Origin of the sequence: Mesorhizobium sp. M0954 (genome assembly GCF_040319155.1) — a bacterium.
GTDB lineage: Bacteria > Pseudomonadota > Alphaproteobacteria > Rhizobiales > Rhizobiaceae > Mesorhizobium.
The window spans coordinates 206700-231275 of sequence record NZ_JAMYNR010000010.1; the positions used below are offsets into that span (position 1 = coordinate 206700).

The 24576-nt window shown below is 63.1% G+C and carries 24 protein-coding genes, 1 tRNA gene and 1 riboswitch; of the genes, 20 read left to right on the forward strand and 5 right to left on the reverse strand.

Going from position 1 to position 24576, the window contains the following annotated elements; translation table 11 throughout:
• Window position 1: 1 nt before the first annotated feature.
• The 10 genes from nuoL to NKH93_RS16460 all read left to right on the forward strand — a co-directional run bounded on the left by nuoL (window position 2) and on the right by NKH93_RS16460 (window position 12207).
• The gene (nuoL, locus tag NKH93_RS16415; protein WP_352970887.1) at window positions 2-1975 is read left to right on the forward strand and encodes an NADH-quinone oxidoreductase subunit L; all 1974 of its coding nucleotides are present in this window, start codon (window positions 2-4) and stop codon (window positions 1973-1975) included.
• A complete protein-coding gene (locus NKH93_RS16420; RefSeq protein ID WP_352681670.1) occupies window positions 1975-3480 on the forward strand; it encodes an NADH-quinone oxidoreductase subunit M in 1506 nt (501 codons plus the stop codon). The genes nuoL and NKH93_RS16420 overlap by 1 nt, the downstream gene beginning before the upstream one ends.
• A 17-nt stretch (window positions 3481-3497) precedes the next feature.
• On the forward strand, window positions 3498-4934 hold the full coding sequence (nuoN, locus tag NKH93_RS16425) for an NADH-quinone oxidoreductase subunit NuoN (protein WP_352470239.1): 1437 nt from the start codon (window positions 3498-3500) through the stop codon (window positions 4932-4934).
• 4 nt (window positions 4935-4938) lie between these two features.
• Window positions 4939-5760 carry a biotin--[acetyl-CoA-carboxylase] ligase gene (locus NKH93_RS16430; protein WP_352768816.1) on the forward strand — a complete coding sequence of 274 codons (822 nt, stop codon included), beginning with the start codon at window positions 4939-4941 and terminating at the stop codon, window positions 5758-5760.
• A gap of 118 nt (window positions 5761-5878) precedes the next feature.
• Window positions 5879-7549 (forward strand): ribonuclease J, encoded by a 1671-nt coding sequence (locus tag NKH93_RS16435; protein WP_352970891.1) that lies wholly within the window; start codon window positions 5879-5881, stop codon window positions 7547-7549.
• A 120-nt stretch (window positions 7550-7669) separates the two neighbouring features.
• Window positions 7670-8074 (forward strand): methylmalonyl-CoA epimerase, encoded by a 405-nt coding sequence (gene mce / locus NKH93_RS16440; protein WP_352450005.1) that lies wholly within the window; start codon window positions 7670-7672, stop codon window positions 8072-8074.
• Entirely contained in the window at window positions 8071-8355 is a 285-nt protein-coding gene (locus NKH93_RS16445; protein ID WP_352470241.1) for a DUF1467 family protein, read from the forward strand. The genes mce and NKH93_RS16445 overlap by 4 nt, the downstream gene beginning before the upstream one ends.
• A gap of 560 nt (window positions 8356-8915) precedes the next feature.
• Complete coding sequence (gene proS / locus NKH93_RS16450) at window positions 8916-10244, forward strand: proline--tRNA ligase (RefSeq protein WP_352539626.1); 1329 nt, start codon at window positions 8916-8918, stop codon at window positions 10242-10244.
• Complete coding sequence (locus NKH93_RS16455; protein WP_352705018.1) at window positions 10241-11527, forward strand: lipoprotein-releasing ABC transporter permease subunit; 1287 nt, start codon at window positions 10241-10243, stop codon at window positions 11525-11527. Before proS ends, NKH93_RS16455 begins: the two co-directional genes overlap by 4 nt.
• Window positions 11524-12207 carry an ABC transporter ATP-binding protein gene (locus NKH93_RS16460; RefSeq protein ID WP_254818120.1) on the forward strand — a complete coding sequence of 228 codons (684 nt, stop codon included), beginning with the start codon at window positions 11524-11526 and terminating at the stop codon, window positions 12205-12207. The genes NKH93_RS16455 and NKH93_RS16460 overlap by 4 nt, the downstream gene beginning before the upstream one ends.
• Before the next feature lie 388 nt (window positions 12208-12595).
• On the opposite strand, the gene lipB is transcribed toward NKH93_RS16460, so the two are convergent.
• Window positions 12596-13339, reverse strand: a complete 744-nt coding sequence (lipB, locus tag NKH93_RS16465) for a lipoyl(octanoyl) transferase LipB (protein WP_352450002.1) — start codon at window positions 13337-13339, stop codon at window positions 12596-12598.
• Window positions 13340-13514: 175 nt separating this feature from the next.
• Here lipB and NKH93_RS16470 point away from each other — a divergent pair.
• Together NKH93_RS16470 and NKH93_RS16480 are read left to right on the forward strand one after the other, a co-directional pair.
• Window positions 13515-13599 (forward strand) — tRNA-Leu (locus tag NKH93_RS16470).
• Window positions 13600-14051: 452 nt separating this feature from the next.
• On the forward strand, window positions 14052-15119 hold the full coding sequence (locus NKH93_RS16480) for a cyclic nucleotide-gated potassium channel (RefSeq protein ID WP_352970894.1): 1068 nt from the start codon (window positions 14052-14054) through the stop codon (window positions 15117-15119).
• Window positions 15120-15462: 343 nt separating this feature from the next.
• Here the strand turns inward: NKH93_RS16480 and NKH93_RS16485 are convergent, their stop codons facing one another.
• Window positions 15463-16374 carry a phosphatase PAP2 family protein gene (locus NKH93_RS16485; protein WP_352539759.1) on the reverse strand — a complete coding sequence of 304 codons (912 nt, stop codon included), beginning with the start codon at window positions 16372-16374 and terminating at the stop codon, window positions 15463-15465.
• 346 nt (window positions 16375-16720) lie between these two features.
• Between NKH93_RS16485 and NKH93_RS16490 the strand changes: the two genes are divergently transcribed.
• The 4 genes from NKH93_RS16490 (at window position 16721) to NKH93_RS16505 (ending at window position 19792) form a co-directional block, all read left to right on the forward strand.
• Window positions 16721-17038: an ArsR/SmtB family transcription factor gene (locus NKH93_RS16490; protein ID WP_352539630.1), complete on the forward strand. Its 318-nt coding sequence runs from the start codon at window positions 16721-16723 to the stop codon at window positions 17036-17038.
• The gene (locus NKH93_RS16495) at window positions 17035-17517 is read left to right on the forward strand and encodes an SRPBCC family protein (RefSeq protein WP_254818127.1); all 483 of its coding nucleotides are present in this window, start codon (window positions 17035-17037) and stop codon (window positions 17515-17517) included. Before NKH93_RS16490 ends, NKH93_RS16495 begins: the two co-directional genes overlap by 4 nt.
• 351 nt (window positions 17518-17868) lie before the next feature.
• Window positions 17869-19266 carry a magnesium transporter gene (mgtE, locus tag NKH93_RS16500; protein WP_502894205.1) on the forward strand — a complete coding sequence of 466 codons (1398 nt, stop codon included), beginning with the start codon at window positions 17869-17871 and terminating at the stop codon, window positions 19264-19266.
• A 139-nt stretch (window positions 19267-19405) separates the two neighbouring features.
• Entirely contained in the window at window positions 19406-19792 is a 387-nt protein-coding gene (locus NKH93_RS16505) for a MerR family transcriptional regulator (RefSeq protein WP_023676566.1), read from the forward strand.
• An 18-nt stretch (window positions 19793-19810) separates the two neighbouring features.
• Here the strand turns inward: NKH93_RS16505 and NKH93_RS16510 are convergent, their stop codons facing one another.
• From NKH93_RS16510 to NKH93_RS16520, 3 genes are all read right to left on the reverse strand, one after another.
• Window positions 19811-20317, reverse strand: coding sequence for a methyltransferase family protein (locus NKH93_RS16510; RefSeq protein WP_352454650.1), 507 nt, complete (start codon window positions 20315-20317; stop codon window positions 19811-19813).
• Window positions 20318-20333: 16 nt separating this feature from the next.
• Window positions 20334-21332, reverse strand: coding sequence for a heparan-alpha-glucosaminide N-acetyltransferase (locus NKH93_RS16515; protein WP_352970898.1), 999 nt, complete (start codon window positions 21330-21332; stop codon window positions 20334-20336).
• Window positions 21333-21549: 217 nt separating this feature from the next.
• The gene (locus tag NKH93_RS16520; RefSeq protein ID WP_352970912.1) at window positions 21550-21717 is read right to left on the reverse strand and encodes an SRPBCC family protein; all 168 of its coding nucleotides are present in this window, start codon (window positions 21715-21717) and stop codon (window positions 21550-21552) included.
• Window positions 21718-22065: 348 nt separating this feature from the next.
• Window positions 22066-22262: riboswitch (cobalamin riboswitch) on the forward strand.
• 36 nt (window positions 22263-22298) lie between these two features.
• On the opposite strand from NKH93_RS16520, the gene NKH93_RS16525 reads away from it, so the two are divergent.
• Genes NKH93_RS16525 through cobO form a run of 4 tightly spaced genes read left to right on the forward strand, consistent with a single transcriptional unit; the run spans window position 22299 to window position 24409 of the window.
• A complete protein-coding gene (locus NKH93_RS16525) occupies window positions 22299-22478 on the forward strand; it encodes a CbtB domain-containing protein (protein ID WP_023676561.1) in 180 nt (59 codons plus the stop codon).
• Window positions 22479-22493: 15 nt separating this feature from the next.
• On the forward strand, window positions 22494-23276 hold the full coding sequence (locus NKH93_RS16530; RefSeq protein ID WP_352970901.1) for a CbtA family protein: 783 nt from the start codon (window positions 22494-22496) through the stop codon (window positions 23274-23276).
• Window positions 23269-23790: a bifunctional adenosylcobinamide kinase/adenosylcobinamide-phosphate guanylyltransferase gene (gene cobU / locus NKH93_RS16535; RefSeq protein WP_352500975.1), complete on the forward strand. Its 522-nt coding sequence runs from the start codon at window positions 23269-23271 to the stop codon at window positions 23788-23790. Before NKH93_RS16530 ends, cobU begins: the two co-directional genes overlap by 8 nt.
• 1 nt (window position 23791) lies before the next feature.
• Window positions 23792-24409 carry a cob(I)yrinic acid a,c-diamide adenosyltransferase gene (cobO, locus tag NKH93_RS16540; protein WP_352970904.1) on the forward strand — a complete coding sequence of 206 codons (618 nt, stop codon included), beginning with the start codon at window positions 23792-23794 and terminating at the stop codon, window positions 24407-24409.
• Window positions 24410-24576: the final 167 nt, after the last annotated feature.

Genomic DNA, 24576 nt, shown 5'->3' on the forward strand with positions numbered 1-24576 from the left:
CATGTATCAGGCCATCGTCTTCCTTCCGCTGCTCGGCTTCTTGATCGTCGGCCTGTTCGGCACCTCGCTCGGCGCCAAGGCTTCAGAATACATCACCTCCGGCTTCCTGGTGATCGCGGCCGTGCTGTCGTGGGTCGCCTTCTTCTCGGTTGGCTTCGGCGGCGGCGAGGTGTTCACCGTGCCGGTGCTGCGCTGGATCCAGTCGGGCGGGCTGGAGGCGTCCTGGGCGCTCAGGATCGACACGCTGACGGTGGTCATGCTGGTCGTCGTCAATACGGTGTCGTCGCTGGTCCACATCTACTCGATCGGCTACATGCATCACGATCCGGACCGGCCGCGCTTCTTCGCCTATCTGTCGCTGTTTACCTTCGCCATGCTGATGCTGGTGACGGCCGACAACCTCGTGCAGATGTTCTTCGGCTGGGAAGGCGTCGGCCTTGCCTCCTATCTGCTGATCGGCTTCTGGTACAAGAAGCCGTCGGCCAATGCGGCTGCGATCAAGGCCTTCGTCGTCAACCGCGTCGGCGATTTCGGCTTTGCGCTCGGCATATTCGGCGTGTTCGTGCTGTTCGGCTCGGTCAATCTCGGCACCATCTTCGCCAATGCGGCGACGTTCATTCCGGCGGAAGGCGCGCCGCAAGGCGCGGCCGTGCTGACCTTCCTCGGCTATGCACTCGACAAGCAGGCTGCGATGACGGTCGTCTGCCTGCTCCTGTTCATGGGCGCCATGGGCAAGTCGGCGCAGGTGCCGCTGCACACCTGGCTGCCGGATGCCATGGAGGGCCCGACGCCGGTCTCGGCACTGATCCATGCCGCGACCATGGTGACGGCAGGCGTGTTCATGCTGGCGCGGTTGTCGCCGCTGTTCGAGCTGTCGCATTCGGCATTGACCGTGGTCACCTTCATCGGCGCCTTCACCGCCTTCTTCGCGGCGACCGTCGGTCTCGTCCAGAACGATATCAAGCGCGTCATCGCCTATTCGACCTGTTCGCAGCTCGGCTACATGTTCGTGGCGCTCGGCGTCGGCGCCTATGGCGCGGCGATTTTCCATCTGTTCACCCACGCCTTCTTCAAGGCGCTGCTGTTCCTCGGCTCGGGCTCGGTCATCCACGCCGTCTCCGACGAGCAGGACATGCGCAAAATGGGCGGCCTGAGGACGCTCATCCCGAAGACCTACTGGATGATGGTGATCGGCACGCTGGCGCTGACCGGTGTCGGCATCCCGGTGACGATCATCGGCACGGCCGGCTTCTTTTCCAAGGACGCCATCATCGAAGCGGCCTTCGCCGGCCACAATGCGGTCGCCGCGTTTGCCTTCATATTGCTGGTCATTGCCGCCTGCTTCACCTCGTTCTACTCCTGGCGGCTGATCTTCATGACCTTCCACGGCGAGCCGCGGGCCAGCCACGAGGTCATGCATCATGTCCATGAATCGCCACCGGTCATGCTGGTGCCGCTGTTCATCCTGGCGGCGGGCGCTCTGTTCGCCGGCGTGATCTTCCACGGCGCCTTCATCGGCGAGGGCTATGCCGAATTCTGGAAGGCGTCGCTGTTCACGCTGCCGGACAACCACATCCTGCACGAAATCCACGAAGTGCCGTTGTGGGTCGAGCTGTCACCGTTCATCGCCATGCTGATCGGCTTTGCGATTGCCTGGCAGTTCTATATTCGCGCGCCGGAAATGCCTCGGAGCGTCGCCGCCAACCATCGCCTGCTCTACGCCTTCCTGCTCAACAAATGGTATTTCGACGAGCTCTACGACTTCCTGTTCGTGCGGCCGGCAAAGCGCCTCGGCAGCTTCCTGTGGAAGACCGGCGACGGCACCGTCATCGATGGGCTCGGGCCGGACGGCATTTCGGCGCGCGTCGTCGACGTCACTAACCGGGTCGTCAAGCTGCAGACCGGCTATCTCTACCACTATGCCTTCGCCATGCTGATCGGCGTTGCCGCACTCGTCACCTGGATGATGCTCTGATGACCGCCTGGCCGATCCTATCTCTGGTCACCTTCCTGCCGCTGGTTGGTGTGCTGCTCATCCTTTTCGTGCGTGACGACAGCGAGAACGCGCGCCGCAACATCCGCGCCATCGCGCTGTTCACGACTGCGTTCACCTTCGTGGTTTCGCTGTTCATCTGGACCGGCTTCGACAATTCGCAGCCCGGCTTCCAGTTCGTCGAGAAATTTGCCTGGCTGGATTCCGGCATCTCCTACCATATGGGCGTAGACGGCATCTCCATGCTGTTCGTCATCCTGACCACCTTCCTGATGCCGCTCTGCATCCTCGCCTCGTGGGAATCGATCGAGAAGCGCGTCAAGGCCTATATGATCGCCTTCCTGCTGCTCGAGACGCTGATGATCGGCGTGTTCTGCGCGCTCGACATCGTCTTGTTCTACGTCTTCTTCGAAGCCGGCCTGATCCCGATGTTCATCATCATCGGCGTGTGGGGCGGCAAGCGGCGCGTCTATGCCTCGTTCAAGTTCTTCCTCTATACGCTGGCCGGCTCGGTGCTGATGCTGCTCGCCATCATGGCGATGTTCTTCCAGTCCGGCACCACCGATATCCCGACGCTTCTGACCCATAACTTCCCGGCCAATATGCAGACCTGGCTGTGGCTTGCCTTCTTCGCATCCTTCGCGGTGAAGATGCCGATGTGGCCGGTGCATACCTGGCTGCCGGACGCGCATGTCGAGGCGCCGACAGCCGGCTCGGTGATCCTGGCCGCCATCCTGCTCAAGATGGGCGGGTACGGCTTCCTGCGTTTTTCGCTGCCGATGTTTCCGATCGCATCCGAAATGTTCGCGCCGCTGATCTTCACGCTTTCCGTCGTCGCCATCATCTACACCTCGCTGGTGGCGCTGATGCAGGAGGACATGAAGAAGCTGATCGCCTATTCGTCGGTCGCTCACATGGGCTTCGTCACCATGGGAATCTTCGCGATGAACCAGGAAGGCGTCCAGGGTTCGATCTTCCAGATGCTGTCGCACGGCCTGGTCTCCGGCGCGCTGTTCCTCTGCGTCGGCGTCGTCTACGACCGCATGCACACGCGTGACATCGACGCCTATGGCGGGTTGGTCAACAACATGCCGAAATATGCAACCGTGTTCATGATCTTCACCATGGCCAATGTCGGCCTGCCCGGCACCAGCGGCTTCGTCGGCGAGTTCCTGACCATGCTCGGCGTGTTCCGGGTCAACACCTGGGTGGCGTTCTTCGCCGCCACCGGCGTCGTCCTTTCGGCGGCCTATGCGCTCTGGCTCTACCGCAAGGTGATCTTCGGCGCGCTGACCAAGGAAAGCCTGAAAGGCCTGCTCGACCTGTCGACGCGCGAGAAGGTGATCATCTATCCGCTGGTCGCGCTGGTCATCTTCTTCGGCGTCTATCCGGCGCCGATCTTCGACGCGACCGCCGAATCGGTCAAGGCGCTCGTTACCAATGTCACCGCATCCATCGGCGCCGCGCAGACCGCGGCGGCGAACTGACTGGGGGTTTGCGAACCATGACGCCGGACCTTCTCTCAAGCCTGTCGCTCTCGACGCCAGAGCTGATCCTCGCCATCGGCGCCTTGGCGCTGTTGATGCTCGGCGCCTATTCGCGCGCCAACACCACCGTCACGGTGAGCGGCCTTGCCGTCGCCGTGCTGGTGATCGCCGGCGCCTGGCTGGTCTTTTCGCCGGGACAGGGCAACGCCTATGGCGAAGCCTTCATCCAGGATCCGTTCGCCCGCTTCATGAAGGTGCTGGCGCTGGTCGGCTCGGCGGTGACGCTGGTCATGTCGGTCCGCTTTGCCCAGGCGGAGCGTTTCGACAAGTTCGAATATCCGGTGCTGATCCTGCTCTGCACGCTCGGCATGATGCTGATGATCTCGGCCAACGGCATGATCGGGCTCTATCTCGGCCTCGAGCTGCAATCGCTGGCGATCTACGTGCTGGCGGCGATCAACCGCGACAATCTGCGCTCGACCGAGGCCGGGCTGAAGTACTTCGTCCTTGGCGCGCTGTCATCGGGCATGCTGCTTTACGGCATCTCGCTGGTCTACGGCTACACCGGCAACACCGGCTTCCAGGAGATCGCCGCGGCGCTGAGCGGCGGCGAGCGCCAGCTCGGCCTCGTCTTCGGCCTGGTTTTTGTGCTGGCCGGCCTTGCCTTCAAGATCTCGGCGGTGCCGTTCCATATGTGGACGCCCGACGTCTATGAAGGCGCGCCGACGCCGGTGACGGCTTTTCTGGCGGCGGCACCGAAGATGGCGGCGATGGCGCTGATGGTGCGCGTCACCATGGGCGCCTTCAAGCCGATCGCCGCCGACTGGCAGCAGATCATCGTCTTCATCTCGATCGCCTCGATGGCGCTTGGTGCCTTCGCGGCCATCGGCCAGACCAACATCAAACGGCTGATGGCCTATTCCTCCATCGGCCATATGGGTTATGCTCTGGTCGGCCTTGCCGCCAACAGCCAGGACGGCGTGCGCGGCGTCGCCATCTACATGCTGATCTATCTGGTGATGACGCTCGGCACCTTCGCCTTCATCCTCGCCATGCGGCGAAAGGAGGGCAATGTCGAGCAGATCAGCGATCTCGCTGGCCTGTCGGCGACCAATCCGATCATGGCGACGATCCTCACCATCCTGATGTTCTCGCTGGCCGGTATCCCGCCACTCGCCGGCTTCTGGGGGAAATGGTACGTGTTCCTCGCCGCCATCAATGCCAACCTCTACGCGCTGGCGATCATCGGCGTGCTGGCCTCTGTGGTGGGCGCCTATTATTATCTGCGCATCATCAAGATCATGTGGTTCGACGAACCGGTCGGCGGCTTCGTGCCGATGGCGACCGAACTGCGCGTCGTGCTCGGCGTCTGCGGCGCCTTCGTGCTGTTCTACGTGCTGATCGGCGGCCCGATCGGAACCTACGCCGCTGCCGCGGCCAAGACCTTCTTCTGACGGAATGACGTTCAGGCTGGCTCCAACCGCGGCTTCGGACGGGTTCCGGCTCGAGGCGCACGACACGGTCGGCTCCACCAATGCGCTGGCGCTGGAGCACGCGCGGGCCGGCGATCCGGGCAAACTCTGGGTCGTCTCAAAAAAGCAGGAAGCCGGGCGTGGCCGCCGTGGCCGCGCCTGGGCGACGCCCGAGGGCAATCTGGCAGCGACGCTGCTGGTGATCACCAACACCGAGCTTCGGCTTGCCGCGACGCTCGGCTTCGTTGCCGGACTGGCGCTGGCCGACGCGCTCGACGCTGTCGTGCCGAAGGGCAGGATCGCGATCGGCCTCGATGGTGCGAGCCAAGGCAAGAACCGTTTCGAACTGAAATGGCCGAACGATGTGCTTGCCTCGGGCGCCAAGCTCGCCGGCATCCTGCTGGAATCGGCGATGCTGGATGGCGACCGTTCGGCGGTGGCTGTCGGCATCGGCGTCAACGTGGTGGCTTATCCCAAGGATTTGCCTTATCCAGCGACGTCGCTCAGCGCGTTGGGGTCTGCTTGCGATGCCGAGACGCTGTTTCTGGCGCTGTCGGATGCCTGGAGCGAGAATGCGCGGCTGTGGAACGAAGGGCGTGGGCTTGCCGCCGTCAGGCGGCGGTGGCTGGCGCGTGCGGCGGGGCTTGGCGGGCAGGTTGCTGTCAGAATTGACGGTAATGTGGTGCGCGGCACCTTCGAGACCATTGACGAGGACTGCCGTTTCGTGATCCGCGACGATGAAGGTTCGGTTCTGACGATCGCCGCCGGCGACGTGCATTTCGGCGCGGTTGCCTCGGCCGGCGTTTGACCGGCCAATACGTTTGACTGGCCAGCATTTGACCAGCTTGAATTTGACCGGCCGACAATTTTGACCGGCCGACAATTTTGACCGGCCCGCAATTTTGACCGGCAAGGAAGGAAAGACCATGGCGACAGCGGAAAACGCCGAACTTGTCTTCGTGCCGCTCGGCGGTGTCGGCGAGATCGGCATGAACTTCGCCCTCTACGGCTATGGGCCGGCCAATGCGCGCGAATGGATCGTCGTCGACGTCGGCGTCACCTTTCCCGATGCAACCCTGCCCGGCGTCGACCTGGTTCTGCCCGACACACGTTTCATCGAGGAGAGTGTCGCCAATCTGCGCGGCATCGTCATCACCCATGCGCATGAGGACCATTACGGCGCGCTCCACGACATCTGGCCGAAGCTCAAGGCGCCGGTGTGGATGACGCCGTTCAGCGCCGGCCTGCTGGAAGCCAAGCGGCAGGGTGAGCAAGGGGCGCCGAAGATCCCGGTGACGATCTACCGGGCCGGCGAGAAATTCACCGTCGGCCCGTTCGAGATCGAGGCCATCCCTGTTGCGCACTCCATTCCCGAGCCGATGTCGCTGGCGATCATGACGCCGGCCGGCGTCGTCATCCATACCGGCGACTGGAAGATCGATCCGGCGCCGACGGTCGGGCCGATGACCGACGAGGCGCGCTTCCGAGCCTATGGCGACAAGGGCGTGCTGGCGCTGGTCTGCGATTCCACCAATGCGATGCGGGAAGGGGAATCGCCGTCCGAAGTGGCGGTGGGCGAGGGCCTCAAGAGCGTCATCCAGAACGCCAAGGGCCGGGTCGCCGTCACCAGCTTCTCCTCCAATGTCGGGCGTATCGTCTCCATCGCCAAGGCGGCGCGGGATGCCGGCCGCCAGTGCCTGGTGATTGGCCGCTCGATGAAGCGCGTCATCGATGTGGCTGATGAACTCGGCTATATGGACGGCTTGCCGGAATTCATCGCCGAGGAGGATTACGGCTTCATCCCGCGCGAAAACCTCGTCATCATCTGCACCGGCAGCCAGGGCGAGCCGCTTGCCGCACTTGCCAAGCTGTCGCGCGACGAGATGAAGTCGGTGGCGCTGACGGCCGGCGACACGGTGGTGTTTTCCTCGCGCACCATTCCCGGCAACGAGAAGGCGATCCTCGAAATCAAGAACCGCCTGATCGATCTCGGCATCAAGATCATCGAGGACGGCGATGCGCTGGTGCATGTCTCCGGCCATCCACGCCGCAGCGAATTGCGCAAGATGTATGAATGGGTGCGGCCGCAGATCGGCGTTCCCGTGCATGGCGAAGCGGCGCATCTGGTGGCGCAGGGCTCGCTGATGTCGACGTCCGGCATCGGCCAGGTCGCGCAGGTGCGCGACGGCGACATGCTCAGGCTGTATCCGGGTGCCGCCGCCATCATCGACCAGGTGCCGTTCGGCCGCATCTACAAGGACGGAAGGCTGATCGGCACCGACCAGGCGATGGGCATTCGCGACCGCCGCAAGCTGTCCTTTGCCGGCCATGTCGCCGTCAATGTCGTGCTCGACGACAAATACGAGCTTGCCGGCGATCCCGATCTGGTCGCCATCGGCGTCGCCGAGGCCGACGGCAGCGGTGAGAGCCTGGAAGACCTGATGATCGATGCGGCAATCGGCGCCGTGGACTCCATCCCCCGCCAGCGCCGAAAAGACCTCGACCTGGTCCAGGAGGCGGTGCGCCGCGCGGTGCGCGGCGCGGCCAACGAAGCCAGGGGCAAGAAGCCGCTGGTGACGGTGTTCGTCACAAGATGAGGGAGTAGGGGAGTATGGCAGTAGGGGAGTAGGGAAGAACAGATAATTTGCACTCTCCAAACTTGTTTTCCCTACTCCCGTACTTCCCTATTCCCCTACTCCCCTAACCGGGAGCACTCTATGCTCGGACGTCTCAACCATGTCGCGCTTGCGGTGCCGGATCTGGCCGCGGCCGCGGCGGTCTATCGCGATACGCTTGGCGCGCGCGTGACCGCGCCGCAGGCGCTGCCGGAGCATGGCGTTACGGTGGTGTTCGTCGATGTCGGCAACACCAGGATCGAGTTGCTCGAGCCGCTCGGCGAAGCCTCGCCGATCGCCGCATTCCTCGCGAAGAATCCGTCCGGCGGCATGCACCATGTCTGCTATGAGGTGGATGACATTGTTGCGGCGCGCGACCGTCTCAAGGCCAGCGGCGCGCGCGTGCTCGGCGACGGCAATCCGAAGATCGGCGCACATGGCAAGCCGGTATTGTTTCTGCACCCCAAGGATTTCTTCGGCACGCTGGTCGAACTGGAGCAAGCATGAGTTGGGTTTCGTTTATCGCCCTGTTCTTCGCCACGTGGTGGGTGGTGTTGTTCGCCGTCCTGCCGTTCAGCATGCGGACGCAGGACGAGGATCGGGACGTGACGCTTGGCACGGTTCCGAGCGCACCGCGCGGACCGCACATGCTGCGCGCCGCGCTGCGCACGACGATAGCCACGCTGGTCCTCATGGGTATCTTCTACGGCATCACGAGAGGGCTTGGCCTCGGCATCGACGACATCCCGCACATCGTGCCGGATTTCAACCAGAGCCCAGCGCATTAGCCGGCTACCTACCGTGTCCGACTATCCCAGCCTAGCCGAGGCTCTGAAATCAAGCTGAGCCAGCAAGGTCAACCCAAAGTAAAGGCCGGGGCGGGTCTGGGCTGACGCAACGTCATGTAGGTTGGTAATCTGTCGTGCTAACCAGATGATTGCACAAAAAAAATGCAAGGCGCGAGGCCTTGCAATTTAAACGCGTCCGATCTGTTTCCGGTGTCCGGCGGCAGCGAGTTACCGCGCCTAGATCGCATCCTCCCAAGACTTTGACCGCGTAGGAGGGCAGATTTTTCTCTACCCTCTCGGTTATGGGGGCACACTAGCCTAAGGCGGGTGAAAATGTCACGAAGAATTTTGCCCAGAAACAGGCAATCTCGTGCTGCAGTGCACAATAGTACGGCAGGCGTTGCTTGCGAAACGCCCAGCAAGCCGTGTGCGGCAATTGCGGCGCCTGTGCAGCGCCTGGGCCGGGTTTCCATTCCGCCATGAAATGGCTATGAAGCCGGGGCAAGCAAGCCTGCGCTGCGCCGATTCCGGCGCCGCCATCCTCTCTCACGGACCAGTTCATGCGTTTGTCGCGCTATTTCCTGCCCATCCTCAAAGAAAATCCGCGCGAGGCTGAGATCGTCTCGCATCGGCTGATGCTGCGCGCCGGCATGATCCGCCAGCAGGGGCAGGGCAGCTTTTCCTGGCTGCCGCTCGGCAAGCGGGTGCTGGACAAGGTCTGCCGGATCATTCGCGAGGAGCAGAATCGCGCCGGCGCACTCGAAATCCTGATGCCGACCATCCAATCGGCCGAGCTGTGGCGCGAAAGCGGCCGCTATGAAGACTACGGCAAGGAGATGCTGCGCATCAAGGACCGGCAAGACCGCGATATGCTCTACGGGCCGACCAACGAGGAGATGGTCACCGAGATCTTCCGCTCCTATGTCAAGTCCTACAAGGACCTGCCGCTCAATCTCTATCACATCCAGTGGAAGTTTCGCGACGAGGTGCGCCCGCGCTTCGGCGTCATGCGTTCGCGCGAGTTCCTGATGAAGGACGCCTATTCCTTCGACCTCGATTATGAAGGCGCCAAGGCCGCCTATAACCGCATGTTCGTGTCCTATCTCAGGACGTTTACGCGCATGGGGCTGCAGGCCATTCCGATGCGCGCCGACACCGGGCCGATCGGCGGCGACCTCAGCCATGAGTTCATCATCCTGGCCGACACCGGCGAGAGCCAGGTGTTCTGCCATCGCGATTATCTTTCGCTGGCAGTGCCCGGCGCAGACACTGATTTTTCGAACGACGCCGAGATCGGCGGCATCGTCACGACGTGGACGACGCCCTATGCCGCCACCGACGAGATGCATGACGAGGCGGCGTGGGAGAAGGTGCCCGCGAGCGACCGGGTCTCGGCGCGCGGCATCGAGGTTGGGCATATCTTCCATTTCGGCGACAAATATTCCAAGCCGATGGGCGCCAAGGTGACCGGGCCGGACGGCAAGGATCATTTCGTTTCTGGCGGTTCCTACGGAATCGGCCCGTCCAGGCTGGTCGCGGCGATCATCGAGGCCAGCCATGACGATAACGGCATCATCTGGCCGGAGGCGGTGGCACCGTTCGATGTCGGCCTGATCAACATGAAGGCTGGCGATGCCGAATGCGACCGCGTCTGCGGCGAGCTGAATGCCGCCTTTGCCGCCGCCGGCAAGGAGGTGCTCTACGACGACACCGACCAGCGGCCGGGCGGCAAGTTCGCCACCGCCGACCTGATCGGGCTCCCGTGGCAGGTGATCGTCGGGCCGCGTGGTGTCGCCGCCGGCGAGGTCGAGATCAAGAACCGCAGGACCGGCGAGCGCGAGACGCTGCCGATCGGCGACGTGAAAAAGCGTTTCGGTGCCGCCGCATGAACGAAGCGGCGGCAGCAAGACCATCGGGCGCCGGGCCTTTTTCCGGCTTCGAACGCTTGGTGGCGTGGCGCTATCTGCGCTCGCGTCGCAAGGAGACGGTGATCTCGGTGATCGCCTCGATCTCCTTCCTCGGCATCATGCTGGGCGTCGCCACGCTGATCGTCGTCATGGCGGTCATGAACGGCTTTCGCGCCGAACTTTTGACGCGCATCCTTGGCGTCAACGGGCACCTGATCGTGCAGCCGCTCGACATGCCGCTGGAGGACTATGACCAGGTCGCCGGCCGCATCAACGGCGTGCCCGGCGTCAAATATGCCATCCCGCTGATCGACGGGCAGGTGCTGGCGCAAGGCAATGTCGGCGGCGGCACCGGCGCGCTGGTGCGCGGCATACGCGGCGAGGATCTCGGCAAGATCACGATCGTCGCCAACAACATCAAGGCGGGCTCGATCGTCGGCTTCGACACCGGCGAGGGCGTCGCCATCGGCAGCCGCATGGCCGAGAATCTCGGCCTTGTGCTCGGCGATACGATCACGCTGATCTCGCCCGAGGGCGACGTCACGCCGCTCGGCACGACGCCGCGCATGAAAGGCTATCCGATAACCGCGATCTTCGAGGTCGGCATGTCGGAATATGACAGCTCCATCGTCTACATGCCGTTTTCGGAAGCGCAGCTTTACTTCAACATGGACGGCCGGGCGCAGACGATCGAGATTTACGCCGACAATCCCGACAATATCGACGCGCTGAAGCCGAAGGTCGAAGAGGCGGCGCAACGGCCGATCACCCTCGTCGATTGGCGGGAGCGTAACAAGACGTTCTTCGACGCGCTGCAGGTCGAGCGCAACGTCATGTTCATGATCCTGACGCTGATCGTGCTGGTGGCGGCGCTCAACATCATTTCCGGCCTGATCATGCTGGTGAAGGACAAGGGCCACGACATCGCCATCCTGCGCACCATGGGCGCCACGCGCGGCGCGATCCTGCGCATCTTCCTGATGACCGGGGCTGCGATCGGCGTTGTCGGCACCATCGCCGGCGTGCTGCTCGGCATCGTGATCTGCCTCAACGTCGAGCGCATCCGCCAGTTCTTCTCCTGGCTGGCCAACGAGCGGCTGTTCAATCCCGAGCTCTATTTCCTAAGCCAGCTGCCGGCCCGCATGGATGCCAGCGAGACGATCTCGGTCGTTCTCATGGCTTTGGCGCTGTCGTTCCTGGCGACACTGTTTCCGGCGTGGCGCGCGGCCAGGCTCGATCCGGTCGAAGCGCTGAGGTACGAATGATGGCCGAGGCCATTATCGAGCTGAAGAGCGTCGAGCGGCACTATGTGCAGGGGCCGCGCAAGCTGACCATCCTGAACGGCGCCGATTTTTCGCTGAAACGTGGCGAGATGGTGGCGCTTGTGGCGCCGTCGGGCACCGGCAAGTCGACGCTGCTCCACACCGCCGGGCTGCTGGAGCGACCGGACGCCGGCGACGTGATCCTGGCGGGGCGCGCCTGCGGCCGGCTTTCCGACGACGAACGCACGGCGATCCGCCGCAACGATGTCGGCTTCGTCTACCAGTTCCATCATTTGCTGCCTGAGTTTTCTGCGTTGGAAAACATCATGATGCCGCAGCTGATAAAAGGGCTGCCGCGCAAGGAGGCGGCCGAGCGCGCGGCGCAATTGCTCGACTATATGCAGATCGGCAAGCGGGCACAGCATCGCCCCTCCGAGCTCTCCGGCGGCGAGCAGCAGCGGGTCGCCATCGCGCGTGCCGTCGCCAATGCGCCGCTGGTGCTTTTGGCCGACGAGCCGACCGGCAATCTCGACCCGGTGACCGCTTCCTATGTGTTCGAGGCGCTGGCGGCACTGGTCCGGCAATCGGGCCTGGCGGCGCTCATCGCCACCCACAATCACGAGCTCGCCTCGCGCATGGACCGCCGCGTGACGCTGGCCGACGGCAAGGTCGTGCCGCTTTAGAGTGCGCTGCAATTGAGGCGATGACGGCCTGCGAGCTGCCGTGCGCCGTCCCGCCGCTTTCGCGCGCCTGTCGGCCGCGAAACGCTCGGCATTTCCCTCTCAACCCTTTCTTAACCCTGTCGAATTGACCGGGCGCAAATTCCGGTGACGCCCGGACTGCGATCGTTGACATTCGAACAAAATTAGAACAAAATACGAACATACTAACAACAGGAGAGAGTTATGACCGATCTTGTTCAGGATGTCGTCTCGCTGGTGTGCATGAGCACGTTCCTCATTTCCATGGCAATCTGGATCGGCGCGATGTGAGGATTGAGCTCAAGGGCGGGCTCGATGCTGATGAGCGAGGGCCGCCTTCGCATATTGGCGCAGGCATTGGGCGAGTGTTTCAGCCGGCCTTGCGGGATACTTCGACAGGCGACACCGCGGCGGGCCCGAACACGTCCTCGAAAGCGGATTTCAGCGCCAGGTCGAGGTCGGCCATGGTTACGGGAAGGCCGAGGTCGACAAGGCTGGTGACGCCGTGATCCTGGACGCCGCACGGCACGATGCCGCTGAAATGGCTAAGGTCCGGCTCGACATTGATGGCGATGCCGTGAAAGCTCACCCAGCGCCTCAGCCTGATGCCGATGGCGGCGATCTTGTCCTCGGCCGCCGAGCCGTCGGGCAAAGCGGGGCGGTCCGGCCGAACCACCCAGACGCCGACGCGGTCCTCGCGGCGTTCGCCGCGTACGTTGAAGGCGGCCAGCGAGCCGATGATCCATTGTTCGAGTGCGGCGACGAAGGCGCGGACATCCTCGCGCCGCCGCTTCAGGTCGAGCATGACGTAGGCGACGCGCTGGCCCGGCCCATGATAGGTGTATTCGCCGCCACGCCCGGCGGCAAAGACCGGGAAACGGTCCGGCTCGATCAGGTCCTCGATGCGGGCGCTGGTGCCGGCGGTGTAGAGCGGCGGGTGCTCGACCAGCCAGACCATCTCGCCGGCGGCGCCGCTGCGGATTGCCTCGGCGCGCGCCTCCATCACGGCGAGCGCATCGGGATAGGCGGTGAGCCCCGGCTCGATGCGCCATTCGACCGGCGCCGAGCCGGGCAAGGGCAGGAACGACGTGGCGATCTGGCTGCGTTCTGTCATGATATCTCGTCTCGCCACTCATATGGCGGCAATCGGTACAAACGTCCAGTTCCGGCACGTTCGGCCCTTGAACAGTTATGCCGATGTCCGGCCGATTATTGCTGGCCGCGCACTTGTTTCACCGGAAACGATTTGCTACACGCCGCGGGCCGGTTGGTTCCGGCTCCTACCACGTGCGGTCGTGGCGGAATTGGTAGACGCGCAGCGTTGAGGTCGCTGTGGGGCAACCCGTGGAAGTTCGAGTCTTCTCGACCGCACCATTAAATTCGAAAGCGGAACCTCTAACCCGTTGAATTCGAGCACGGCGGGGAGCGTCCTTGTCGGGCGCGAGGCTTTTTGCCTGGTTGCGATCACGAATGTGGCCCAGTGAAGAAGCAATCGGCGCGCGGAGCCATCTATGCGGTTGGCGTGCAAACTATTCGCGCACCAGGCGTCCGGTCGCCCACCAGATCACCGACACAACAATGATCGATGCGTAGCCGTCCACGGCATAGTGCCAGCCAGTGAACACCGATCCGTACAGGATCAGGGCTGCAAAGGTCCAACCCAGAACGAGCCGGCGCTGGGTGTGGTTCGAGGGGCAGCTCGATCTCGACGCTGATCGGATGGTTCATGGCCTATGGTCCAGCGACGATCGCAGCGAAAATAAGCACCTTTGCGCTTGCCTTGAAGGCTCCTATTCTGGAGGGTAGTATCCGCTCGTGGGCATAGAATGTCGGTACTGCCTTTCTTAAGAATTTACGCGCTGCTCAACGCGGTGCTGGCTGCGACTGGGCTTGTGGCGGTGGCTACGCTCACGACACCGGACCTGTCCGGACGAAGCAGACTGGCTTTGGCTGCCGTGCTGGCGGTCATTTGGGGCGTCTATCTCCTGGAATTGGCCGAGAAACTGCACAAGCGCCGGGCGGGAGACGTTCGGGACAGGACGCCGGCAATCGCCATTGATGTGCTCGCGGTTTTGGTTCCACTCGCCGCATTTCTGCTCGTCGGCACGCCCGACCGGAGCCTCTACTGTGCTGTCTGGCTGCTGAAACCGCTGCGCGACTCAACTTTCTTCCCGCTGCTGGGCAGAATCCTGACCAACGAAGCGCGCAACCTGATCGGCGTCGCCACGGTCTTCGGCATCGTTCTTTTCGGTTTTGCGCTCGCAGCCTATGTCATCGAGCGCGACGTCCAACCGCAACAGTTCGGCAGCATCCCCCAGGCAATGTGGTGGGCGGTGGTCACGCTGTCCACCACCGGCTATGGCGACGCTATTCCGGAAAGCTTCGCCGGCCGCGTCCTTGCCGGGGCGGTCATGATGAGTGGCATCGGCATCTTCGCGCTCTGGGCTGGCATTCTTGCCACCGGCTTTTATCAAGAAGTCCGTCGCGAGGATTTCGTCCGCAATTGGCAATTGGTCGCCGCCGTGCCGTTGTTTCAGAAGCTCGGCCCGGCCACACTAGTCGAGATCGTGCGCGCATTACGACCTCGCATCGTGCCGGCGGGCGCTGTGATCTGCCGCAATGGCGAGACCGGTGACCAGATGTTCTTCGTCGTGGAGGGGCGCGTCAGCGTCGCGACGCCGAACCCGGTGGATCTGGGCCCTGGCGCCTTCTTCGGCGAGATGGCGCTGATCACCGGCGAACCGCGCTCGGCGACCGTCAGCGCCACAACGGTGGTCTCACTCCTGTCGCTACACTCGGCGGATTTCCAGATGCTGTGCAGCAGCAGCCCGGAGATCGCAGAAACCATCCGCAAGACCGCGCTCGAGCGGCGCGGCGCGGCAGCTAAGGGTTGACCGTACTAGGTGTTCGTCAGAGGAGGATGTGATGGCAAGGCTGCCAGCTGCCTGCCGATGGTGGCTGGCCGGAACTACATGCTTTGCCGCTGCCGAACCATCCTCAATACAAATCGCCACGGAATCGTAGAAAAATGGCTTAAAATCAACGCGGGAGGCGTTGCGGCGCTGCATCTCGACCGCACCATCAAATTCGAAAGCGGAATCTCTTGCCCGTTGAATTCGAGCACGGCAGGGAGCGTCCTTGTCGGGGCACGTGCTTTTTGCCTGATTGCGGTCGCGAGTTTGGCTTATGCGAAGTGGCCATCGGCAGGCATGGCCATCTATCGACAAGCGCACATAACTATTCGCGCACCAGGCGTCCGGTCGCCCACCAAATCACCGACACAACAACGATCGATGCGTAGCCGTCCACGGCATAGTGCCAGCCGGTGAACACCGATCCGTACAGGATCAGGGCTGCAAAGGTCCAACCCAGAACGCCAAGCCAGCGATTGATCGATGACAGCAAATAGGCGTTCAATGCGGCAAAGGCGACATGCATGCTTGGCATGGCCGAGATGCCGCCGCCAAGACTTGGCCGGCCGCTTTGGTAAGCCATCAGGAGATATGCCGCGGGTTCCCGCACCATGTAACTATGGTCCAGCCTGTCCAGGGCCGCATTCAATCCGTGGAAGCGATCCACGCCGACAAAGTGGTGGTAGTAAACCGGTCCGACCGATGCCAGCGCCACGGCCAAGACCGTTCCGAGGACGGACAACGTCAGCGCTGCTGCGCAGAGATAGCGGATGCGGGCAATCTCGTCCGACCAGAGCGACACGAAAAGGATGGCGCCGAACCACTGGTAAAACCAAATGACTTCATAGCTGTTGAAGACGACGAACGACCAATTGTTGCTGTCGAGCTTATGGACGATCTCCCATGGCGGCATCCCGTGCAGCCATTCATCAGCGTCGGCCAACCAGTTGTCGGCATAGTATGGGACGACGGACGGGATGGCGATCTTGTAGGTAGAGAACGCGGTCAAGCTGGCAAAGAAGAACAGCAGCACCAGCAGACAACCGCGCCAGCGCCCTTGAACCAAATCCAGTGCGTAGCGAACCGGTTGCCGCCGGCCATGGATTAGCGCGGCACAGCAGACGCCACCGATAAACAACACCGGAATGCCAACAAGAAACTTGTGAGAATAGATTAAGGCGGACGTATAGAATATTTCTGGATATAGTGCAGATGCGCCTAAAACGTATGTCGCCATGAACAAGGAGAGGCGCAATTGCCATATGGCGGAGGGCCTGTAGCGAGAGGCTTCCGTGGTTAGGGCCAAACCAATTTACCTGTTCTTAACGTTTCGCCGGAGAGACACATACACCGGTAAGGTAAAAACCTTGCCGCCAGGTTTACTTTTCGCCGGTGGTCGACATTTGCCGGCCGGCCCGCATGCGGTGGATCGATTCCCTGAGCAGTCTTGCATCCGCATCGCTGTCCATGCCCCCGCGTGAAGGAATTGCCCCGGAGCCTCGGGGCCGAGCCGGCCGGTTGCTTGAACACGGGCCCGCCACGCCCTCAGTTGACATATCATAAGTTTTAGCTTATCATAAGTCATGATTTATGATTATGCAGGAATGGTGGCCTTGGCCGATCCGACGCGCCGAAAGGTGTTCGAGCTCATCGCCGATCGGCCACGCTCGGTCATCGATCTGACGCGAGTGCTTCCGGTCTCGCAGCCGGCGGTATCGCAGCACCTCAAGGTCTTGAAGGAAGCCCGGCTGGTCCGCGCAGAGCCGAAAGGTGCCAGCAACATCTATCATCTCGACCCGCATGGGCTCGGCGAGATGCGCGCCTGGCTTGACCGCATGTGGGGCGATGCGCTCGACGCCTTCAAATGGGAAGTCGACAACAGCAAGGAGAAGAGGAAATGACGACCATGATCAAGCCCGCGCCGGTCAGGAAGTCGGTGACCGTGGAGGTGCCGCTCGACAAGGCGTTCGATGTGTTCACCACAGGATTCGGGCGCTGGTGGCCGGCTTCGCATTCGATCGGCAAATCCGCCCTGACGACCGCGGTGATCGAACCGAAAGCCGGCGGCCGCTGGTACGAGATCGGCGAGGATGGGTCACAATGCGATTGGGGCGAGGTTCTCGCCTGGGATCCGCCGTCGAGGCTGACGCTCGCCTGGCGCATTGGAGCCGGCTGGCGCTACGATCCGGCATTGCTGACCGAAGTCGAGATCCGCTTTGTCGCGCTCGGCGAGAACGCGACGCGCGTGGAACTCGAGCACAGGCTTCTGGAGAACATGGGCGAAACCGCAGAGGCGATGCGCGAGGCCTTCGAATCGGAGGGTGGCTGGAGCGGTCTCCTGGACCGCTATGCGGCTGAGGCCAAGCGCCACGCCGCCTGATCGGGAAGCCGTTAAGTCCAATATCCAGCGAGGCCGTCGCACCCTCGGCCTCGCCGTTTTTGAATCAGTGTCGATCTGCCCATCTGGTTGACCGGGGCGGGGAGATACGCTGCCCTTTACCTGCCGCCGCGAAGGTTTGCAGCGCCGCAGGTTTGTAGAACGTCCTCTCCTCCTACCATCCGGTATGCGCCGCGTCGTTTGGACGCGCGAACGGCGCTGTAGCAATTTGTCGTTGTGCATGGTCCTTTCGCAAAATCGATTCCGATTGTCAGGATCATGGTCTAGACCTGACAGGCACCTTATCCGGAAATCCGATGGCGGGAGGCGCTGGTGGAAGGCCAGGACGAACAGATGACCGGCGCCCGGGCGGCCGAGGAGCGCCGCGCCGACATCTATGACGAGGACGGCGTCATCCTGTCGTCGTTCCTCGCCCAGATCGGTGCCGCGATCGCCGATCGCGATACGCTGACGCTGAAGCGCGAAGTCGACGATCTGCACCAGTCGGAACTCGGCCACCTGCTCGAGGCCCTGCACCCGGAACAGCGACGCGCGCTGGTCGAATTGCTGGGCAAGGATTTCGATTTTTCCGCGCTGACCGAGGTTGACGAGGCGATCCGCCGCGACATCGTCGACAGTCTGCCCAATGCGCAGATCGCCCAGGCGGTGCAGGATCTCGATTCCGATGACGCGGTCTACATTCTCGAAGACCTCGACCAGGAGGACCAGGACGAGATCCTGTCGCAGCTGCCGTTCACCGAGAGGATCAGGCTGCGGCGTTCGCTTGACTATCCCGAAGAGACCGCCGGCCGCCGCATGCAGACCGAGTTCGTCGCGGTGCCGCCGTTCTGGACGATCGGCCAGACCATCGACTACATGCGCGAGGACAACAATCTTCCCGACCGTTTCAGCCAGATCTTCGTCATCGATCCGAGCTTCAAGCTGCTCGGCGCCATCGACCTCGACCAGATCCTGCGTACCAAGCGCTCGGTCAAGGTCGAAGAGGTCATGCATGAGACTAGGCATGCCATCCCGGCCACCATGGACCAGGAGGAGGCGGCACGCGAATTCGAACAATACGATCTTCTGTCCGCCGCCGTCGTCGACGAGAACGAGCGGCTGGTCGGCGTGCTGACCATCGACGACGTCGTCGACGTCATCCAGCAGGAGGCCGAGGAAGATCTGCTGCGCATGGGCGGCGTCGGCGACGAAGAACTCTCGGACAGCATCTTTTCGACCTCGCGCTCGCGCGTGCCGTGGCTGCTGGTCAATCTTTTGACGGCTTTCCTGGCGGCCTCGGTGATCGGCCTGTTCGACCGCACCATCGAGCATATCGTGGCGCTGGCGGTGCTGATGCCGATCGTCGCCGGCATGGGCGGCAATGCCGGCTCGCAGACCATGACTGTCACGGTGCGGGCGCTGGCGACCAGGGACCTCGACATCTACAATGCCGGCCGCATCATCCGCCGCGAAATCGGGGTGGGCTTCATCAACGGCATCATCTTTGCCATCCTGATCGGCCTCGTGGCTGCTGCCTGGTTCCACGATCGCAATCTCGGCGGCATCATTGCGGCTGCGATGATCATCAATATGTTCGTGGCGGCTCTGGCGGGCATCCTTATCCCGCTGCTGCTCGACCGCTTCAAGATCGATCCGGCTGTGGCTTCGGCGGTTTTCGTCACCACGGTCACCGATGTCGTCGGTTTCTTTGCCTTTCTCGGGCTCGCCACATGGTGGTTCGGCGTGCGCTGAACGTCACCTCAATTGACTTTTACGTAAATGCCATGCGAGGCTTTGAAAGGTGCCTTGTCCGCCGATTCTGGTACGCGCCTGGGCGCTGGCGGCGCCGGCCAGTTGGAACTCGCGGCGTGGCCGGGGCATTGGAGTGACGATGCGGGAATATTATTCGATCACGGAACTGACCCGCGAATTCGACGTGTCGACGCGGACGTTGCGCTTCTACGAGGACGAAGGGCTGGTGCAGCCGGTAAGACGCGGCCGCACGCGGCTGTTCCGTCCGTCGGACCGGCATCTCATCCGCCAGATCATGCGGGGAAAAAGGCTCGGCTTCTCGATCAACGAGATCCGCGAAATCATCCAGATGTACAGGGAGCCGCCCGGCGAGGTCGGCCAACTCAAATTGATGATCAAGCGCATCGAGGAAAAGCGCGAGGATCTTCGCCAGAAACGCCGCGACCTCGAAGAGACCCTGGCAGAGCTCGACCAGGCCGAGGAATCCTGCGTCGAGCGGCTGGTGGAGCTCGGCGTCACCACCTAAGCCGGTGTCAGCCTCGGCTCAAATCCAGCGCCGCACCCTTTTGGCGTAGTCCCGGTATTTCTTGCCGAATTTGGCCGTCAGCACCTTCTCCTCGCTCTCGATCGTCAGCTTCTGCGTCAGGAACGCCGCGATGACTGCCAGCGGCAGGAACCAGGCGATCCCAGTGACAAAGGCGAGGCTGACCAGCAGCAGCGTGTTGGCGAGGTAGATCGGGTTGCGGCTGACGGCGAAGGGTCCGGTGGTCACCAGATGGTCAGGCACGCCGTTCGGGTTGAGCGTCGTCTTGGCGCGGATCATGGTGCGGATTGCCGTGAACCAGAGCGCGGCAACCGCCACCAACCCCACAAGGCCGGCGGCGAACAGGATGTCGCCGAGAAGATCGCCGATCCACGGCAGCGGATAGAACAGCCCTAGCGCGACGCTGACGATGATGGCAGCGATATAGATCAGCGGCGGCCATGGGATGTGCCCCAGCTTCGGCTGCCCAGGATTTTGCTGCACGGGTTTCGGGTGACTGTCGCTCATTATTGTCCTCCCTCGATTAGCGCGTTCCCGGTTCCGCCGCCTCGGTTTGGGCGGTGCAGGTGCCGGCGAGCTCGCCAATATGCGCCTTCCACTCCGGGGACTGGTCGTCGCTGTAGAGCCGGTCAAGCGAGGCTTCGCCCTGGAGAGTGTCCAGCATGCAGGCACAATAGCTGGAGCAGAACTCGGTGTCGCGTGCCTGCTCGCAGGATATCTGGCAGGATTTCAGAAAACTCACCTCCCTGGTTTCGGCCTGCGCCGGCATGAATTGCGAAAACAGCCAGACCGAGCCGATCAGCACCGGCTGATGGATCAGGTAGAAGGCAAGGCTGTGCCGGCCGATGAAGACCAGCGGATTTGCCCAGCGGCCGGGCGCCAAGGCCGACAGCCGCGTCAGCGCGCCGGAGGTGGCAGCGAGCTTGGTAACCGCGATGCCGGCAAGTACGGCGCCGAACCAGGGCAGCAGCGGAACGTAGTCGTTGGAGCGCGGGTTGGTCGCCGACAGGCCGACCCACCACAAAGCCGGATGATCGAAAAGCTCGGATCGCAGGTAGAAAGGCGCGGCGACGACGAATACGGCGACAAGCAGCGTCAGCAGCGCCGGCAGGCGCAGGAACGCCAGGCCGAGCAGGCTGGCGAGCGCGATCTCATGCAATATGCCGAAGAAGATGAAGCCGTCGGGCGTGGCGATGCGGGTGACCAGCGATATTGCGAGCGCTGCCCCGGCAACCATGGCGAAGCGCTTCCAGAAGCCGGTCCAGCGGATTTTTTTGCCATGGGCGAGATAGAGGCTGATGCCGACCAGGAACAGGAAGCTCGAGGCGATGCAGCGCGCGTAGATTTTCCACCAGCCGAAGGCGGTGAGGCCGGGATCGGTGTAGCCGAAGAATTCGAGGTCCCAGGTGAAATGATAGCTCGCCATGGCAAGCAAAGCGATGCCGCGTGCAATGTCGATAACGGCGATGCGCTTCGACTTCGGTTGATCCTGAACGGCTGCGCTAGGCGTGTCGATTGTCATGGTCTCGCTGTCTTGGTTCAGCCCCGGCAAGACGACTATCACGGTTGCCACCGTCAAAAGAAGCAGGGCCTTGCGTCGCGTTGGTACCGGTCGGCATCGGCCTGCTTTAGGCCAAAGCCGGAAAGCCTTTGGCCGGCGTGCTGGCGTTCTTCGGCCTGGGCGCGGTTTTCGCGACACTCGGCCTGCTGGCGGCGGCCTGCGGCTTCGTCACCTGGCGCTATCTGCCCAAATCGCTTTGATGTGCGAGCGCCGCATGGCGCTCGCGCAGCCAGTTGTGGAAGCGGTGCAAGTCGTATCCCTCGGGCATCAGTACGCCGGCCTTGTGGCGCATCGAGCGCAGGCCCACCTGGTTGACCTCGCAGATATCAGCATCCTCCTCCAGCACCTGGGTACCGAAGGCGACGATGTTGTCGATATCCGCGGCCGGATCGGCGAGCGCTTCGCCTCGCGGCGGACGAGCAGCCAGTTGCGATACCAGATGGCCTCGAGATCGCGCTGATAGGCCGCGATGTCCCAATTGGCTGATGACGGCAGCGTCGGCTCGGCCCGCGTCAGGCCCTTGTAGGGACCGCGCTCATTCGGGCTGGGTTGCATGCCGGCTTCCTCCCCACCGCCAGCCGACACCCGGCTGCGAAAATTGTCAATCGCGGCGCCGGTCTGCGAACTTGGCGAGGCGGCGCATTCGCCACACGATCCGGCGGAATTTGGTTTGCCGGGCGCGGCGATTCTGCCTATAGTCGCTGATGTCGTCGGTTCCGTTTGGAACCAAGAGGGAATGCGGTTAGGGCAAGTTGTTTGCCCAATGCCGCGGCTGCCCCCGCAACTGTGTGCGGTAGTCCTCTCCATATGCCACTGAAGGTTCGCCTTCGGGAAGGTGGGGAAGGGCGCTGATCCGCGAGCCAGGAGACCTGCCGGCGACAGGAAACTGACTTCTATGCCCTCGGGTGGAGGGCGAAAGGACAAGACATGAATACCGCTTCCGTTTCGCTCGGCGCTTCCGCCTCCTCGCAGTCGCGTCTCATGCAGCTGGCGCTTGCTGCATTCCTCGGCATTTTCGTCATGGGCTTTGTCGGCTTCTCGCATATCGATGCGGTCCACAATGCCGCGCACGACTATCGCCATTCGATGGGCTTTCCCTGCCACTGACAAGGGGCTGACATCATGACACTGTTTCGCAACGTCGTGTTCATCGCGGCGATCGCAGGGCTTGTGGCCGGCGTGGCTCTCGCCTGCATGCAAGCCTATGCCACGGTGCCGCTCATCCTGAAGGCGGAAATCTACGAACAGGCCGGCGGCGGCCATGACCATGCCGCGGCACCTGCGGCACCGGCCGAAAACGCCGCGGGCACGACGGCTATGAGCAGCGCCGCGCCGGCACCGGCTGAAGCAATGGCTCCGGCGGAAGACGAAGGCTGGGCGCCGGCCGACGGTTTCGAGCGCTTCGGCTTCAGCGTCGTTGCCAATATAGTCACCGGCATCGGCTTTGCGCTGGTCCTGGTTGCGGTTTCGGAATTCGCCGGCGGCATCGGCAACTGGCGCCAGGGCCTGTTCTGGGGGCTTGCCGGCTTTGCCGTGTTCACGCTGGCGCCGGGCCTCGGCCTGCCGCCGGAACTGCCGGCGATGCCGGCGGCCGACCTTGTCCAACGCCAGATCTGGTGGTGGGCAACAGTGGTGGCGACCGCCGCCGGGCTCGGCCTTATCGCCTTCCGCAGATCGTTGCCGCTGGCGATCCTTGCCGTAGCGTTGATCGTGGCGCCGCATATTGTCGGCGCGCCGCAGCCCGATAGCTTCGAGACGGCGATCCCGGAAGGCCTGCACCACCAGTTCGTGGTGGCGGTGACGCTGACCAATCTGGTGTTCTGGCTGGTGCTCGGCGCGGTCGTCGCCGTGGTGCGCGGACGCTTCACGGGCACGGCGACCAGCCTGCGCGACAGCTTTGCCTGACCGCGCTGCCGGGGCACTCACCCTGGTCATCGGCGGTGCGCGCTCCGGCAAGAGCGCGCATGCCGAGAGCCTGGTGACGGTCGGCCCGCCGCCTTGGAGCTATATCGCCACGGCGCAAGCCTATGACGAGGAGATGCGCCAGCGCATCGCGCTGCACCGCTCGCGCCGCGGCGCCGGCTGGACGACCATCGATGCGCCGCTCGACCTTGCCGGCGCGATCGGAGCGCTGCCTGACGGCCAGCCGGTGCTGATCGATTGCCTGACGCTGTGGCTGACCAATCACATGCTGGCCGACCATGATGTCGAGGCCGAATGCCGGAGGCTGGCCGATGTGCTGTCGCGGCCGCGTGGGCCGTGGTTCGTGGTGTCCAACGAGGTCGGCCAGGGCATCGTGCCGGACAATGCGCTGGCAAGACGGTTTCGCGACGCCGCCGGCCGGCTGAACCAGGACGTCGCGGCTGTTGCCGGCACCGTGCTTTTGATGGTGGCGGGGCTGCCGCTCAAGGTGAAATGACATGGCTGATACTATCGATCCCAAGGACGAGGAACGCCACCGCGCCAAGATGGCCAAGCGCAAGGCGGTGCAGGACGCAGAGGTCGCGGCCAAGACGGTCGAGAAGGGGCTGCTGATCGTCAACACCGGACCGGGCAAGGGCAAGACCACGGCCGCCTTTGGGCTGGCACTCAGGATGCTCGGCTATGGCAAGCGCGTCGGCGTCGTTCAGTTCATCAAGGGCAAATGGCACACCGGCGAGAAGGACGCGTTTGCTAGTTTTGGCGATCGTGTCGTCTGGCACGCCATGGGCGAGGGCTTTACCTGGGAGACACAGGACCTGAAGCGCGACATCGCGGCGGCCGAGGCTGCCTGGGCGAAAGCGCTGGAGCTGATGGCCGAGCCGTCGATCAGCCTCGTGGTGCTCGACGAGCTGAACATCGCGCTGCGCTACGACTACCTCGATCTCGAAAAGGTGGTCGCGGCACTGAAGGCGCGTCGCGAAGGCCTGCATGTCGTCGTCACCGGCCGCAACGCCAAACGGGTATTGGTCGAGGCGGCCGATCTGGTCACCGAGATGGGCGTGACCAAGCACCACTTCTCCGCCGGCGTGAAGGCGCAGCAGGGGATCGAGTTCTGAGGGGTGTTGCTGGGGAGGCAGAGGCGCGGTGTCTCGACCTCTCAAGATTTGGGTTCCTCGCCCGCCGCGAAGCGGGGGAGAGGTGGCCGCGGAGCGGCCGGCGCGGGGGCGGTGGGAGAGCGCGGGTCCCCTCACCCGCAGCGGCGGGCCGCGCCCCCCCCCCCCCC

Bases quoted from the DNA above. Each gene is read 5' to 3' on its own strand.
- NKH93_RS16515 (WP_352970898.1), bottom strand. From the start codon at position 21,332: ATGACAATCGACACGCCTAGCGCAGCCGTTCAGGATCAACCGAAGTCG.
- NKH93_RS16460 (WP_254818120.1), top strand. From the start codon at position 11,524: ATGATGGCCGAGGCCATTATCGAGCTGAAGAGCGTCGAGCGGCACTAT.
- NKH93_RS16435 (WP_352970891.1), top strand. From the start codon at position 5,879: ATGGCGACAGCGGAAAACGCCGAACTTGTCTTCGTGCCGCTCGGCGGT.
- NKH93_RS16455 (WP_352705018.1), top strand. From the start codon at position 10,241: ATGAACGAAGCGGCGGCAGCAAGACCATCGGGCGCCGGGCCTTTTTCC.
- cobO (WP_352970904.1), top strand. From the start codon at position 23,792: ATGGCTGATACTATCGATCCCAAGGACGAGGAACGCCACCGCGCCAAG.
- NKH93_RS16445 (WP_352470241.1), top strand. From the start codon at position 8,071: ATGAGTTGGGTTTCGTTTATCGCCCTGTTCTTCGCCACGTGGTGGGTG.
- lipB (WP_352450002.1), bottom strand. From the start codon at position 13,339: ATGACAGAACGCAGCCAGATCGCCACGTCGTTCCTGCCCTTGCCCGGC.
- nuoL (WP_352970887.1), top strand. From the start codon at position 2: ATGTATCAGGCCATCGTCTTCCTTCCGCTGCTCGGCTTCTTGATCGTC.
- NKH93_RS16480 (WP_352970894.1), top strand. From the start codon at position 14,052: ATGTCGGTACTGCCTTTCTTAAGAATTTACGCGCTGCTCAACGCGGTG.
- NKH93_RS16490 (WP_352539630.1), top strand. From the start codon at position 16,721: ATGATTTATGATTATGCAGGAATGGTGGCCTTGGCCGATCCGACGCGC.
- NKH93_RS16485 (WP_352539759.1), bottom strand. From the start codon at position 16,374: ATGGCGACATACGTTTTAGGCGCATCTGCACTATATCCAGAAATATTC.
- NKH93_RS16420 (WP_352681670.1), top strand. From the start codon at position 1,975: ATGACCGCCTGGCCGATCCTATCTCTGGTCACCTTCCTGCCGCTGGTT.
- NKH93_RS16510 (WP_352454650.1), bottom strand. From the start codon at position 20,317: ATGAGCGACAGTCACCCGAAACCCGTGCAGCAAAATCCTGGGCAGCCG.
- mce (WP_352450005.1), top strand. From the start codon at position 7,670: ATGCTCGGACGTCTCAACCATGTCGCGCTTGCGGTGCCGGATCTGGCC.
- NKH93_RS16505 (WP_023676566.1), top strand. From the start codon at position 19,406: ATGCGGGAATATTATTCGATCACGGAACTGACCCGCGAATTCGACGTG.
- NKH93_RS16525 (WP_023676561.1), top strand. From the start codon at position 22,299: ATGAATACCGCTTCCGTTTCGCTCGGCGCTTCCGCCTCCTCGCAGTCG.
- proS (WP_352539626.1), top strand. From the start codon at position 8,916: ATGCGTTTGTCGCGCTATTTCCTGCCCATCCTCAAAGAAAATCCGCGC.
- NKH93_RS16495 (WP_254818127.1), top strand. From the start codon at position 17,035: ATGACGACCATGATCAAGCCCGCGCCGGTCAGGAAGTCGGTGACCGTG.
- nuoN (WP_352470239.1), top strand. From the start codon at position 3,498: ATGACGCCGGACCTTCTCTCAAGCCTGTCGCTCTCGACGCCAGAGCTG.
- mgtE (WP_502894205.1), top strand. From the start codon at position 17,869: ATGACCGGCGCCCGGGCGGCCGAGGAGCGCCGCGCCGACATCTATGAC.
- NKH93_RS16530 (WP_352970901.1), top strand. From the start codon at position 22,494: ATGACACTGTTTCGCAACGTCGTGTTCATCGCGGCGATCGCAGGGCTT.
- NKH93_RS16430 (WP_352768816.1), top strand. From the start codon at position 4,939: ATGACGTTCAGGCTGGCTCCAACCGCGGCTTCGGACGGGTTCCGGCTC.